This is a genomic window from Halomonas garicola, assembly GCF_031935715.1.
GTDB classification, from domain to species: Bacteria; Pseudomonadota; Gammaproteobacteria; order Pseudomonadales; family Halomonadaceae; genus Vreelandella; species Vreelandella garicola.
In genome coordinates, this window is the sequence record NZ_JASSZF010000048.1 from 1 (window position 1) to 13,317 (window position 13,317).

The 13,317-nt window shown below is 60.4% G+C and carries 11 protein-coding genes and 1 pseudogene; 7 read left to right on the forward strand and 5 right to left on the reverse strand.

Translation table 11 applies throughout. The features are described from left to right. Nucleotides 1-221: 221 nt before the first annotated feature. The 4 genes from RS027_RS12845 to RS027_RS12860 form a co-directional block, all read right to left on the reverse strand. Nucleotides 222-968, reverse strand: coding sequence for a metallophosphoesterase (locus RS027_RS12845; protein ID WP_311957568.1), 747 nt, complete (start codon nt 966-968; stop codon nt 222-224). A 431-nt stretch (nt 969-1,399) separates the two neighbouring features. Continuing rightward, a complete protein-coding gene (locus RS027_RS12850) occupies nt 1,400-2,338 on the reverse strand; it encodes a metal ABC transporter solute-binding protein, Zn/Mn family (protein WP_311957570.1) in 939 nt (312 codons plus the stop codon). Then, a complete protein-coding gene (locus RS027_RS12855; protein WP_311957573.1) occupies nt 2,335-3,270 on the reverse strand; it encodes a metal ABC transporter permease in 936 nt (311 codons plus the stop codon). The genes RS027_RS12850 and RS027_RS12855 overlap by 4 nt, the downstream gene beginning before the upstream one ends. A 15-nt stretch (nt 3,271-3,285) precedes the next feature. Next, nucleotides 3,286-4,008 carry a metal ABC transporter ATP-binding protein gene (locus tag RS027_RS12860; protein ID WP_311957580.1) on the reverse strand — a complete coding sequence of 241 codons (723 nt, stop codon included), beginning with the start codon at nt 4,006-4,008 and terminating at the stop codon, nt 3,286-3,288. A 486-nt stretch (nt 4,009-4,494) separates the two neighbouring features. Here RS027_RS12860 and RS027_RS12865 point away from each other — a divergent pair, with 486 nt between their 5' ends. From RS027_RS12865 to RS027_RS12895, 7 genes and pseudogenes are all read left to right on the forward strand, one after another. Next, nucleotides 4,495-5,874 carry a sigma-54 interaction domain-containing protein gene (locus RS027_RS12865; protein WP_311957585.1) on the forward strand — a complete coding sequence of 460 codons (1,380 nt, stop codon included), beginning with the start codon at nt 4,495-4,497 and terminating at the stop codon, nt 5,872-5,874. A gap of 269 nt (nt 5,875-6,143) precedes the next feature. Then, nucleotides 6,144-6,764 (forward strand): hemerythrin domain-containing protein, encoded by a 621-nt coding sequence (locus RS027_RS12870; RefSeq protein WP_311957587.1) that lies wholly within the window; start codon nt 6,144-6,146, stop codon nt 6,762-6,764. Nucleotides 6,765-6,826: 62 nt separating this feature from the next. After that, nucleotides 6,827-9,652, forward strand: coding sequence for an aconitate hydratase (locus RS027_RS12875; protein ID WP_311957588.1), 2,826 nt, complete (start codon nt 6,827-6,829; stop codon nt 9,650-9,652). Then, entirely contained in the window at nt 9,646-10,485 is an 840-nt protein-coding gene (locus tag RS027_RS12880) for a succinate dehydrogenase iron-sulfur subunit (protein WP_311957589.1), read from the forward strand. Before RS027_RS12875 ends, RS027_RS12880 begins: the two co-directional genes overlap by 7 nt. A gap of 45 nt (nt 10,486-10,530) precedes the next feature. After that, nucleotides 10,531-10,920, forward strand: coding sequence for a succinate dehydrogenase, cytochrome b556 subunit (gene sdhC, locus RS027_RS12885; protein ID WP_311957590.1), 390 nt, complete (start codon nt 10,531-10,533; stop codon nt 10,918-10,920). Nucleotides 10,921-10,925: 5 nt separating this feature from the next. Continuing rightward, nucleotides 10,926-11,324 (forward strand): succinate dehydrogenase, hydrophobic membrane anchor protein, encoded by a 399-nt coding sequence (gene sdhD, locus RS027_RS12890; RefSeq protein ID WP_311957591.1) that lies wholly within the window; start codon nt 10,926-10,928, stop codon nt 11,322-11,324. Nucleotides 11,325-12,072: 748 nt separating this feature from the next. Then, a pseudogene (locus RS027_RS12895) lies at nt 12,073-12,531 on the forward strand (IS5 family transposase); the annotation flags it as partial. A 15-nt stretch (nt 12,532-12,546) separates the two neighbouring features. Here the strand turns inward: RS027_RS12895 and RS027_RS12900 are convergent. Continuing rightward, nucleotides 12,547-13,317 (reverse strand): DDE-type integrase/transposase/recombinase (locus tag RS027_RS12900; RefSeq protein WP_311957592.1); only part of this gene is annotated, 771 nt, incomplete at its 5' end.

A 13,317-nucleotide genomic window follows, 5' to 3' on the forward strand; every position in this document is an offset into this window, starting at 1 on the left:
CCGGGATGGTCATGCTCATGGGCGGTGCCATCTTCTTGAGGATGGCTTCCTTACGCTCTGCTGGGTAACGCATGTTGATCACCTCTCAATCCGTTTGGGTGACAACTACGCTGGCAGATAGGGGTTGAGTGGCCACATCACGCGCTCGCTGATCCTGGTGGACTGGTCGCCGATGGTGAGCTATGTCTTCTCAGCGGACGGGGAGTATCAGACTTCGATAACTAAATCGGGTATAAATAGGGGGGATCAAATTCGTTAGGGTAACCACCGGGATTCGCGATTATCCGGGTGCCTGCTATGTTCATATCCACTGGTTCATGAACATGACCGTGAATCCATAGTGCCATCTTTCCCATTAGTGTGGGTAGATTAGAAGCAAAAGCAGGCGATAAAGTGTCGCCCCTATAGCATGGTGGAATACACTGTGATAAGGGTGCATGATGGCTAATCACTACCCGTGGGCCACTGAATGGATGAGCCAGTTCTTGCTCCAGCCAAGCAAGAGATTCTTTATGCAGTTGCCGACTTTTCAAGGGAGTGAGTGTGCTATCTACTGGATGCTCAATAATGTTAAAATCTGGTAATAAGGATAGGGCTTTTTCTTCGATCAGCAGTGGATAATTATCAGGCAAGCCTGCATATAAATCAAAATCAGTCCAAAATGTAGTGCCATAAAAGCGTACACCATTAAGTGTTATTGCTTGATCATCAAGGAAGTATATGCCCAATCGCTGTGCTTCTATGGCCAGGTCTTGGCGTAGTGTTGGCATGCAGCTGTGATAGAATTCGTGGTTACCAGGTACATAGATAACCGGTATTTCAGTAAAACGCTCAGCGGCCCAATTGAGCCCCTCAGTTTTGCGTGAAATATCGCCGGCGAGGATCACCGCATCGCAGGCCACATCTGGTAGCTCCGGCCTTTCGTCAAAGCATTCAAGATGAAGATCCGATAGTATCCTAAGTCGCATGTTTACCTCTTGCTTGTCAAGTTTCCTATGATTGATCATACTTTTGGTAAATATCTCAGGCTATGGCTCTTTGACATTTTATGTGGATTTGGCCTGATCGGACAGCCGCCCCACGGGACTGCCGATTAGAGAAGGCATCGCGATGAAATTGATCTTGTTCCGGTAGCCACGATCACGTAATCGAGCTACTTGGAACAAACCGTTCATGCCTGCCAGGCGAGCGTTGGTCGGGCTAGGTGTATGGTCCCAGGAAGTAGTGGACGAGATCATACACCTTGGTCATGGCGAGCTCTTCACTTCCTGCGTCGTTGCGAGCGCAGCGAAGCAATCTTGGTTTTCTCGCCAACGGCACAGCACGAGTTCGCCACGTCGTTTACCCCCGTTTTCTGGGTATTTTGCTCCTCGCGATGGCGATGGCGGGCTGCACGGCGCTATTCGCCGGAAGAAAGACCGTCGACGATGGTTACCAGGTTGTACTCCAGATACTCCACATAGCTATCGGCCTCGCCGATATCATCGGAGATCAGCGTTCCTGACACCTCGACGCCGGTGGCATCGGCCACGGTGTTCATCGGCCGCTTGTCCACGTTGTATTCATAGAACAGGGACGGCGGGTTATGCGTTTCCACGAACTTGATAGCCCGCTTGATCTGGGCCGGCGTACCTTCCTCGTTGCCGTCTATCTCCCAGATGAAACCATCCTTTAGGTCATAGTCCTCGGCCACGTACTGGAAGGATCTCTCGCCGGTGAACAGCACACGGTTTTCTTCCGGCAGCGCCTGGATCTCGCTCTGGTAGGCCTGATCAAGCGATTTCAGCTCGTCCAGCAGGGCGTCGGCGTTCGCCTTGTAGTCTTCCGCGTGATCCGGATCGACCTTGATCAGGGCGTCGCGGACGTTCTGCGTCATGATGAGGCCGGCCTTGGGGCTGGTGAAGGCCTGGGGGCTGACCAGGCCCTTGTTTTTCTCAACCTTTCCGAGCTTCTTTTGCTCGATCCCGTCCGAGATCGTGAATACGGTATCCGGATCCTTGTCGACCGAGCGCAGCAGTTTCTTGACCCAGTTATACCGGGCCGTGTCACCCTGAATACCCTCCAGGTTCCAGCCGAAATAGAAAACGGCATCGGCATCGGCCGTCTTCTTGGTATCCATGGGCGAGGGGTCCCATTCGTGCGGATCATTACCGGACTTGATGATGTTATAGGCATCTACGCGCTCCCCTCCGACCTGTTCCACGATATCGGAGACGATGGTGAAGCTGCCGACAGCCTGAACCTTGCCATCATCGGCGCTGGCATGGCCCACGAACGCAGTAAGCGTGAGAGACAGCAGACTCATGTGGAAATAGCGTATGGGTTGGCGAAAACTCACGGTGATTGATCTCCATGATTGATGAGTTTGGCGGCGGCATGTTGCGTCGATGGCCGAGTCTGCGATGCCCGCGTCTGTGACGACCGCATCAGCTTTCCGACAGCCAGCCACAGGACGCCTCTGCCGGGCGCAAGGAAAAAGACAAGAACAAAGAGGGTGAAGGCGGCAAGCACGATGACGGCACCGGACTGGAGGTCGTAAGAGAAGCTGTAATACAGCCCCACCAGGGTGGAGATGACGCCGAACGTCGCTGATAACAGCATCATGATGCTGAGCCGGTTGGTCAGCAGATAGGCCGTTGAAGCCGGCATGATCAGCAGCGAGACAACCAGAATAACGCCAACCGTCTGCATTGAGGCCACGGTCACCAGGGTCAGCAGCACCATGAGGGCATAATGGATAAGCCCGGTCGGCAGGCCGTAGGCAGCCGCCATGATGGGATCAAAGGTCGATACCACCAGCTCCTTGTAGAACAAAAGCAGGGTCAACAGCACCACAGTCCCGATGCCCAGCGTCAGCCACATGTCGCTGCTCTGAACGGAGGTGAGGCTGCCGAACATCAGGTTGTCGAGTTTGAGGCCGCTCTTGGCGTGGCGGATAAGGAGTACCCCAAGCGCCAGAAAAGCTGTGAAGACAATGCCGATGGAGGAGTCCAGCTTGATACGACTGTTTTGCTTGACGTAGCCGATCCCCAGGGCAGCCAGGGTGCCGGCGGCCACGGCGCCATAGAAGATGTTGATCGACAGGATGAAGGAAATGGCAACGCCGGGGACGATGGCATGCGATACGGCATCGCCCATGAGCGCTAATCCCCGGAGTACGATGAAGCAGCCGAGCACGCCACAGATCACCCCGACCATGATCGAGGCGAACAGGCCCTTGCGCACGAAATCGTATTGGATGATGTCGTTGATGAATTCCAGAACGGTCATTCGGGCGCTCCTGTATCAGCTGGCATTGAGGAAGGGTAGCTGGCTTTCGTAAGCCTGGAACAGCTGATCCGGCTCGATAACTTCTTCGGCCGTGCCGTAGGCAAGCAGCTTCTTGTTGAGCAGAATCAAATCATCGAAGTACTCGGCAGCCCGGGACAGGTCGTGATGCACAATCAGCACCGTCTTGCCTTCATCGCGGAGTCTTTTCAGCACCTCAATGATGGTGGCCTCGCTACCCACGTCGATGCCGACAAAGGGCTCATCCAGCAGGAAGAGGTCGGCCTGCTGGGCCAGCGCCCGCGCCAGAAAGACCCGCTGCTGCTGCCCCCCGGACAGGGCACCGATCTGCCTTTTCGCGTATGGCTTTAAGCCAACCTCCTCCAGGCAGGCGGCGGCCAGGGCCTTCTCCTTGCGGCCGGGCCAGCGGAAATAGCCCAGCCTGGGATAGGTGCCGAGCAGGACGGTATTGACCACGTTGATGGGAAAATCCCAGTCGACGCCCGTGTGCTGGGGGACATAGGCGATCCGCTTTCTGACCTTCCTCACCGGTTTATCAAATATGCGGATATGGCCTTGATCACGCGGGATAAGCCCCATAATCGACTTGATGAAGGTGGACTTGCCGGACCCGTTGGGGCCAATGACGCCGACCAGGCGCCCCTTGCCGGTACTCAGCGTTATGCCATCCAGCGCCTTGTAATTGCCGTATGAGACCGTGAGGTCTTGTATGGATATCATGTGTCAAACCTTTCCGTTCCGGCCTTCTGTTGCCGGGCAAGACAGCGCTTTCACCAGGCTCCGGACTGTCGCCAGAGCGTTCCGCACTCAAAGCACGCATGGCGACAGTGAGCAAGCAGCTTGATGTAAGATAGTTAGCTAAGGCTAAATTTTATGTGCTGAGACAAGTACCCGTCAAGGCGAGCCCAGCGTGGCCATCTCGGGTTTCGCCAGCATAGGCCAGCCTCGCTCCACGACGGTTGTTCCGTCCCCGTGCCTTGGCGAAAACACTTCGTCTTTCAGGTTGTTGCCCGCCCCGTCTAAACGAAGGGCGCGCGAACCATGCCATCTCTGCCAATATCATGGTAAGGCCCGAACAACAGGCGTGAGCCACATACCCGGCAGCAGCAACTGACGCCGGCGATATGGCACGGAGAGCGATCCGGCGACAGTTCCAGCCAGGGCCTTGCTGAACCGCCGCCGATAATAAAGGTGAGGTGAGTCGCAATGGAACTGAAGCAGCGTTGCTGGCTGGTGGCCGAGGCGCCGGAGAAGGTCGGGCCGCTGGTGACCCGGCTCGAGGCGCTCGGCTGGACGGTGAACCGGCCGCAGGCGCCGTTCACCGGCCGTTGCCTTGAGGATGACGAGGCGTGCCTTGTCGGCCTGGTCCAACTCGACGGCATGACGGGGGACCGGCTGTGCCAGCTGGAGTCGCTGATCCTGCACAGCCGCTGTCTGTGGTTTGCCATCCTGCCGGACGATGCCCTGGAGGATGCCGACAGGCGCAGCCTGGTGGCGACGCTCTGCCACGGCTTCATCGAGCCGGCCGTCGACGGCGCGGAGCTCGGCTACCTGATGAGGCGCGCGGCGGCGCTGGCACGGCTTCAGCGGCAGGACCTGGCGTTTCATCGCCGCGCGGCCGCCCTGTCGGCCGACATCGCGGAATACGAGATGGTCGGCACGGCGCCGGCCATGCGGACGCTGTTCCAGACGATCCGCAAGGTGGCGGCGGTGGAGGCCCCGGTGCTGATCAGCGGTGAGTCGGGCACGGGCAAGGAGCTGACCGCCGTGGCGATCCACGAGCGCTCGCCTCGCGCGTCCGGCGTTTTCCATGCCATCAACTGCGGCGCGCTACCGGATCAGCTGATTCAATCGGAGCTCTTCGGCCATGAGAAGGGCTCCTTTACCGGCGCCGCTCAGCGCAAGATCGGCCGTATCGAGGCGGCCGACGCCGGGACGCTGTTTCTCGACGAGATAGGCGACCTGCCGCTGGAGCAGCAGGTCAACCTGCTGCGCTTTCTCGAGACCCGCCGGATCCAGCGGGTGGGAGGGCTGAGCGAGATCGCCGTCGATGTGCGCATCCTGGCGGCGACCCACGTCAACCTCGAGGAGGCAGTCCGGGAGGGGCGGTTCCGTGAGGATCTTTACCACCGTCTGAACGTGCTGCAGGTCAAGGTGCCGGCTCTGCGGGATCATCCGGAGGATATCGAGATCCTCGCCCGCTATTTCTTCGAGCGTTTCATCCGCGAAAAGCCCGACCGCCTGAAGGGGTTTTCTCGCGACGCCCTGCAGGCCATGCGCGACTACCCCTGGCCGGGGAATATCCGGGAGCTGATCAACCGCGTGCGTCGGGCAATGGTCATGTGCGACGACCGCCTCATTCAGCCCGAGGATCTGGGCATCGAGCGGCGCCAGGGCCCGGCCTCCGGCCTGTTCCTCTGCCAGGCCCGGGGCGAGGCGGAGCGGGACGCGCTGATCGCCGCGCTGGAGCGCAACGCGCACAGGGTTCAGGCGGCGGCCCGGGAGCTGGGCGTTTCGCGGGTCACGATCTATCGTCTGATGGAAAAACACGGCCTGGCCCGCCCCATGAACGAGGCGCCGGCGTGATGGGGCTCTTGACCTACCCTTGAGGGCTCGCGGTGAGGTCTGGCGGGAAACGCGCACATGCCCACTATGTTGTTGCGAGCGCAGCGAAGCCGGCTCGTTTTTTCCGTGCCACAGCACGTACGACACCGCCCGTATTCACTCCGGCGTTGGACAGCTCAGAGTAACGGCGTCTAGGCTTGACACAAGGCCAGCTGAATGTTGAGCAGTAGACCTTGAGGCTTTCAAGGTCTCCCACGCGAGCTGACCCTTGATATTTCAAGGAGGTTGCCATGAGTACGGCCCTTTTCGAGCGGCTGTATGCTGACCACGAGCGCTATGAAGCGCTGCTGTGTATTCTCGATCGCCAGCTTCACGTCGCCGCCTGCCAGGAAGTGCCCGACTACCGGCTTCTGGAACGTATCTTTCGCTACTTGAATCGCCAGCCCGAGGAGTGGCATCACAGGGCGGAAGATCAGCTGTTCCAGTGGCTCGCCGAGCAGCAGCCCGAAAGCCAGGACCTTTTTTCGGTGCTGACCGAAGAACACCGTCGGTTCGAGGTCTACGGACGCGAGCTTGAGACCAAGACGCAGCGCCTCGCCGATAATGGCCCCGGTGCAGAAATGGATAACAATACGTTCAACCTGGCCCGCGCCTTTAGCGAACTCTATCACCACCATATATACACGGAAGACCATCGCATCTTTCCCCGGATTGAAGCGGCCTTTCACACCGAGTCGCTCAAGGAGCGGGTGCCGCTTCCGCCTGCGACAAACGCTGAGGACAGCCCCGAGTTCCAGCAGCTTTTTCACCAGATCGCCGACGAACGAAAAGGCCTGGAGCTTGGCCATGGCCGGCAGGCCATTTACTGCCCGCTATGCGGTGCCGAGCCCGTCGATGAGGCATCCCGCTGAAACAACCACGCCTCTAGTCGAATAACGCGGCGTAGAGCTGGACGCCGCTTGGGGAGTTTTCCATGACGCTTGATAGCTTCAATAGCCGCGACCATCTTACCGTCGATGATCAAACGTACATCGTTTATCGGCTCGACCGGATAGCCGGCGCAAAGCGGCTACCTTATAGCCTCAAAGTTCTGCTGGAGAATCTGCTGCGCAACGAGGACGGCGAAAGCGTGACCGCCGACCAGATCCGCGCGCTGGCCGAATGGCAGCCGCAGAGCGTGCAGCCACAGGAAATTCAGTACACGCCGGCGCGGGTATTGATGCAGGATTTTACCGGCGTGCCCTGTATCGTCGACCTGGTCGGCATGCGCGATGCCATTGACGAGCTGGGCGGCGATGCCCGCCGCATCAACCCGCTGATTCCCACGGACCTGGTCATCGACCACTCGGTAATCGTCGACGTTTTCGGGCGGCCCGATGCGTTTCTGACCAACTCCGCAAACGAGTTCGAGCGTAACGCCGAGCGCTACCAGCTGCTGCGCTGGGGGGCTCAGGCGTTTCGCGACTTCAAGGTGGTGCCGCCGGATACCGGCATCTGCCACCAGGTCAACCTGGAGTATCTGGCGCGTGCGGTCTTTACCCGCGAGACCGATGACGGCGTGCTGGCCTATCCCGATACGCTCGTCGGCACCGACTCGCATACGCCCATGATCAACGGCCTGGGCGTGCTTGGCTGGGGCGTGGGCGGCATCGAGGCCGAGGCGGCGATGCTCGGCCAGCCGATCAGCCTGCTGATGCCGGAAGTGGTGGGTTTCAAGCTTACCGGCGAGCTGCCGCCCGGCACGACGGCCACCGATTTGGTGCTGACCGTCGCCGAACTGCTGCGCGCGACCGGCGTGGTCGGCAAGTTCGTCGAGTTTTACGGCCCCGGCGTGGCCAACGTGCCGCTGGCCAACCGCGCGACCATCGGCAACATGAGCCCGGAATACGGCTCGACCTGCGCGATTTTCCCCATCGACGACGAAACCCTGGCCTATCTGCGCCTGACCGGGCGCGACGAGCACCAGATTCGGCTGGTCGAGACCTATGCCAAAGAGCAGGGGCTATGGCACGACCCGGACCATGAGCCCGAGTTTTCGCAGACCGTCGAACTCGATCTGGGGACGGTCGAGCCCTCCATCGCCGGTCCCAAACGGCCGCAGGACCGCGTGCCGCTGCGTCTGGCGCCCCAGGCCGTCGGCGCTCTGCTCGCCGGGCATTCGCAAGCCGAGGCGTTGCAGGTCGGTCTGGATGCGGCCTCGGCGGACTCGTTTCCAGCAAGCGACCCTATAGCGATTGAACGCAGCGATCCGTCCGACGCGCCGCGGCCCATGGCTGACGAAGGCGGCACCTGCGACTGGCCACGCGAGCCGGTCTCGATCACCCTGGATGACGGCAGTGAATGCGAAATCGACAACGGCGCGGTGGTCATCGCCGCGATAACGTCCTGCACCAACACGTCAAACCCGTCGGTGATGATCGGCGCCGCTCTGTTGGCCAGGAACGCGGTCGAGAAGGGGCTGGTGAGCAAACCCTGGGTCAAGACCTCGCTGGCCCCCGGCTCTCGAGTGGTCACCGACTATCTCGAACGCGCGGGGCTGACGCCGTACCTTGAGGCGCTGGGTTTTCATCTGGTCGGCTACGGCTGCACCACCTGTATCGGCAACTCAGGGCCGCTCATCCCCGAAGTCAGCCGGGCGGTCAACGACAACAACCTTACGGTCTGCTCGATGCTGTCGGGAAACCGCAACTTCGAGGGCCGTATCCACCCCGAGTGCAAGATGAACTTTCTGGCTTCGCCGCCGCTGGTGGTCGCCTACGCCCTGGCCGGCAGCCTACACATCAACCTCACGCGCGAGCCGCTGGGTAATGGCGCCGACGGCCAGCCGGTTTACCTGAGCGATATCTGGCCGGAGCCTCGGGAAGTCGAGCACACCATCACCGAGAACCTGCACGCCGACATGTTCACCAAGGGCTATTCCGACGTTTACGCTGGCGACGAGCGCTGGCAGAACATGGCCATTGCCGAAGGCGATACGTTTGAATGGCAGCCGGCATCCACCTATGTGCGCAAGCCGCCGTTTTTCGACGGCATGAATCATGCGCCCGAACCGCTGGCCGATATCAGCGGGGCGCGGGTGCTGGCCAAACTCGGCGACTCGGTGACCACCGACCATATCAGCCCGGCGGGCGCCATTTCGCCGGACTCGCCGGCCGGCCGCTATCTGGCCGAGCACGGCGTCGAGCGCAAGGACTTCAACTCCTACGGCGCGCGCCGCGGCAACCACGAAGTGATGATTCGCGGCACTTTTGCCAATATCCGCCTGCGCAACCTGCTGGCGCCCGGCACCGAAGGCGGCGTCACCCGCGACTTCACCCGGGACGCCGCGCCGGTGACCAGCATCTACGCGGCCGCCGAAAACTACGCCGCCGCCGGTACGCCGCTGGTCATCCTCGCCGGCAAGGAGTACGGCTCGGGCTCCTCCCGGGACTGGGCGGCCAAGGGCACGGCGCTGCTCGGCGTGCGTGCGGTCATCGCCAGCTCCTACGAGCGTATCCACCGCTCCAACCTGATCGGCATGGGGGTGCTGCCGCTGCAGTTCCCCGACGGTGAGAGCGCCGAGTCGCTGGGCCTTACCGGCGAGGAAACCTTTGCCGTTGAAGGCCTTGCCGGCGCCGAAGAGCCGGCCCGTGAGCTGCGCGTGACGGCGACCCACCCCGAAGACCAGACGCAAACCTTTGATGCCACGGTGCGCATCGACACCCCGGCCGAGGCCGGCTACTACCGGCACGGCGGCATTCTGCCGTACGTACTGCGCCAGCTGCTTGATGCCGAACAGGACAGGAGGCCGTCATGCTGATTGCATCGTCCGACGAGCAGCCCCGCCGTAAGCTGCTCAAGCGTTTTCCCGTCCCTTATAACGCCCAGGTGCCCAAGGAATTCCGCATTCAGCCGGGCAAGTCCTGGCCGGTGCCCGACGGGGCCAAGCGTATCAAGCGGCTGAATATCTACCGCTATAACCCGGAGACCGGGGAGCCTCCGCGTATCGATACCTTCGCCATCGACCGGGACAAATGCGGTCCGATGCTGCTGGATGCCCTGATCAAGATCAAGGACGAGATCGATCCCACGCTGACGTTTCGCCGCTCCTGCCGGGAAGGGGTGTGCGGCTCCTGCGCGATGAACATCGACGGCACCAACTGGCTGGCCTGTATTCGCGATCTCGACGAGATTGACGACCCGGCCACTGTCTACCCGCTGAACAACCTGGATATCGTACGCGATCTGGTCGGCGACCAGACCCATGCCTTTGCCCAGTACGCCGCGGTGCAGCCGTGGCTTGAAGCCGAGCCGCCGGCGGACGGCAAGGAGCATTTGCAAACCCCCGAGCAGCGCCGGGAGCTGGACGGCTACTACGAATGTATTTTGTGCTTTTGCTGCACGTCCGGATGCCCGAGCCACTGGTGGAACGGCGACCGTTTTCTCGGCCCGGCGGTGCTGCTGCAGGCGTGGCGCTTTATCGCCGACAGCCGTGACGAGGCCACCGGTAAACGTCTAGACGAGCTTGAAGACCCGTTCCGTCTTTACCGTTGCCACACCATTCTCAACTGTACGCGTACCTGCCCCAAGGGTCTCAACCCGGGCAAGGCGATTGCCGAAATTAAGCACAAGATGATTACCCGGCAAAGCTGAAGAAAAACGTCGAATGGCAAGGTTGGCCATTTAGGGAGGCGAGTCATGGATAACGCACCGCGGCCGCGGTCACCGCACGTTCAGGTCTACCGCCCGCAGCTCACTTCGGTGCTGTCGTTTGGCCACCGGCTGAGCGGGATCTTTCTCAGCCTGGGGGCCGTGCTGCTGGTGGCGTGGCTGCTGGCGGCCGTTACCGGCTCGGCCAGCTTTGGCTATCTCAATGCCGGGCTGGGATCGCTTCCGGGCCTGGCGCTGCTGTTTGTCTGGACGCTGGCGCTGTTTTTCCATCTGTGCAACGGCATCCGCCACCTGTTCTGGGATGCGGTGATCGGCTTTGAGCTGAGAACGATTTACCTGACGGGGTGGATCGTGGTGTTCGCCAGTATCGGACTGACGCTGGTGACCTGGGCTCTGGCCCTCTGGCAAATGGGGTAATCAGGATGGCAAACGACGAAAACCATATAGCCGTGCAGCGGGCCCGCGGGCTGGGGTCGGCCAGAGCCGGCGTCAGCGCCTGGCGCTGGCAGCGAGTCACGGCGGTGGCCCTGGTGCCGCTGGTGATATGGAGCCTGGCTTCGCTGATCGCGGTGGCCGGGGGTGGGCGCGAAGCCGTTGTCGGCTGGCTGGCGCAGCCGGCCGCAGCGATTCCCGCGATCCTGCTGCTCATCGCGCTGTTCTGGCATACGGCGCTGGGCCTGACGGTGGTGGCCGAGGACTATCTGCATCACGGCGGCGTCAGGATGATAGCGGTAGCGCTGATACAGCTTGGCTGCCTGGTACTTGCCGTTGCCGGTGTCGCCGCGGTGATTATGGCCATCGCGACCGGCGCCTCGGGATAGGCTGAGGATAGGCCGGCAAGATAGCTCGGTGCGGTAAAGGCCCCCAGTGGCATGGCGAACGCCCCCTCGGTCATGGCGACGACGGTAGCGGGGAAAGCGCACGCGCTCCCTTGGGTCATGACGAGCACTTCACTTCCCGCGTCGTTGCGAGCGCAGCGAAGCAATCTCGGTTTTTCTTTACCGAGCCACCGCACATACGAGATCGCCACGTCGCTGCGCTCCTCGCGATGACAGCGCTGGGTCATGGCGAGCGAAGCGTGGCCATCTCGGGGTTTCCTGTTAGCGGCACAGTAAAGAGATCGCCACGTCGCTGCGCTCCTCGCGATGACAGCGCTGGGTCATGGCGAGCGAAGCGTGGCCATCTCGGGGTTTCCTGTTAGCGGCACAGTAAAGAGATCGCCACGTCGCTTGCGCTCCTCGCGACGACCGTAGAGGGAAAAGCGCTACCGCACGTACGAGGTTGCCACATCGGTTACATTCGTTTTTTGGGTGCTAGGCTCCTCGCACTGACAGTATCGAAAGTCGGTATTTTATTTTATTTTCAATGGCTTAAGCTATTTTTATAGGGTATCCGGAATTTCTGGTTGATAAAATGCCAAAGATGTAAGGAAGAAAATCTTTCTCAGCGGACTATCTGATTGATCCTCTTCAGCCTAGGGTCTGTTGACGTTTCATGGCAGGGGTATTGGCAGGATAGGGGCAAGCTCGCAGAATAAAGGTTCCTACGCCAACAAACTGCAAGCCTGCCATGCCCCGACAAATGCTCACGGATGAACACTGGTCGAAGCTGAAACTTATCCTGCTTCAACAAGGTATTTATGACAAGGCCGACTTGCGTACCACGGTGGAAGGCATCCTTTATCGGATGCGCACTGGCTGCCCGTGGCGAGACCTACCAGAGGTGTTTGGCCTTTGGAACACGGTCTACAAGCGTTTCAACGCCTGGTCAGCGAGTGGAAAGCTGATGAGGATTTTCAGCTCTCTGGTGGAAGATCCTGATGTTGAGTGGCTGTTCATTGATGGCTCCTACGTCAAGGCTCACCAAGACAGCACTGGAGCTGCCACGGAAGACGCAGAAGCCATTGGCAAAAGTCGTGCAGGCAATACCAGCAAGATCCACTTGGCCGTGGATGCTTATGGGTTGCCGATCGCCTTCAGAATAACCGGGGGTGAAGTGCACGACAGCACGGAAGCCCAGGCATTGATTGACGGTCGGAACCTGTCAACCTGATTCGGACAGATCGTTAAAAATTAACGTCGATTTTGCAGCGGTATGGCTCGCCGCCGACAGTGTCGGGAAGTTCACTACGCTGTACGGCGCTGGGTCGTCATCATCGGGCTGCACCGGATTGATCGAGACACTGGCCGGCGGCATCGCCACCGTCGGGCGTCCTTGGCTAAATCGCTCGGGGTGCGCCTCAAAGCGCTCATCCAGGGCACGCTGGCGTACCTGCGCAATGGTTTGATAACGCCCAGTGAAGACCTGTTCTGGCGTGAAGCCGGCCAGCCCGCTGTGATGGTGCTGCAGGTTGTACCAATCGACATAGGCGCTGTACCACTGCCGGGCGTGCGCGATGCTCTCGAATCGTCCCGGGTAGTCCGGCTGGTACTTGCTGGTCTTGAACTGGCTTTCGCTGAAGGGGTTGTCATTACTGACCCGTGGCCGGCTATGGCTGCACGTCACCCCCAACTCTCCCATGAGGTCCAGGTAGCTGTGCGCGATCATCGGCGAACCCCGGTCCTGGTGGAGCGTCAGCGCTCCATGCGGAATGCCGTAGCGGTCGACCGCTTCCTGAAAGAGCTGCTGGGCCAATGCGGCATTCTCCTTGTGAGAGACCATCCAGGCCACGATGAGGCGGCTGTACAGGTCCAGTACGACGTAGAGGTTGAGATAGACACCACGGCGCTGGGTCGGCAATTTGCTCACATCCCACGTCCAGGCCTCGTTGGCGGCGCATGCCGTGATTCGCGGTATGGCATGGTGCTGAGGCGC

Coding starts and splice junctions, on each gene's coding strand:
- RS027_RS12845 (WP_311957568.1), bottom strand. CDS start 968: ATGCGACTTAGGATACTATCGGATCTTCATCTTGAATGCTTTGACGAA.
- RS027_RS12855 (WP_311957573.1), bottom strand. CDS start 3,270: ATGACCGTTCTGGAATTCATCAACGACATCATCCAATACGATTTCGTG.
- RS027_RS12860 (WP_311957580.1), bottom strand. CDS start 4,008: ATGATATCCATACAAGACCTCACGGTCTCATACGGCAATTACAAGGCG.
- RS027_RS12865 (WP_311957585.1), top strand. CDS start 4,495: ATGGAACTGAAGCAGCGTTGCTGGCTGGTGGCCGAGGCGCCGGAGAAG.
- RS027_RS12870 (WP_311957587.1), top strand. CDS start 6,144: ATGAGTACGGCCCTTTTCGAGCGGCTGTATGCTGACCACGAGCGCTAT.
- RS027_RS12875 (WP_311957588.1), top strand. CDS start 6,827: ATGACGCTTGATAGCTTCAATAGCCGCGACCATCTTACCGTCGATGAT.
- RS027_RS12880 (WP_311957589.1), top strand. CDS start 9,646: ATGCTGATTGCATCGTCCGACGAGCAGCCCCGCCGTAAGCTGCTCAAG.
- sdhC (WP_311957590.1), top strand. CDS start 10,531: ATGGATAACGCACCGCGGCCGCGGTCACCGCACGTTCAGGTCTACCGC.
- sdhD (WP_311957591.1), top strand. CDS start 10,926: ATGGCAAACGACGAAAACCATATAGCCGTGCAGCGGGCCCGCGGGCTG.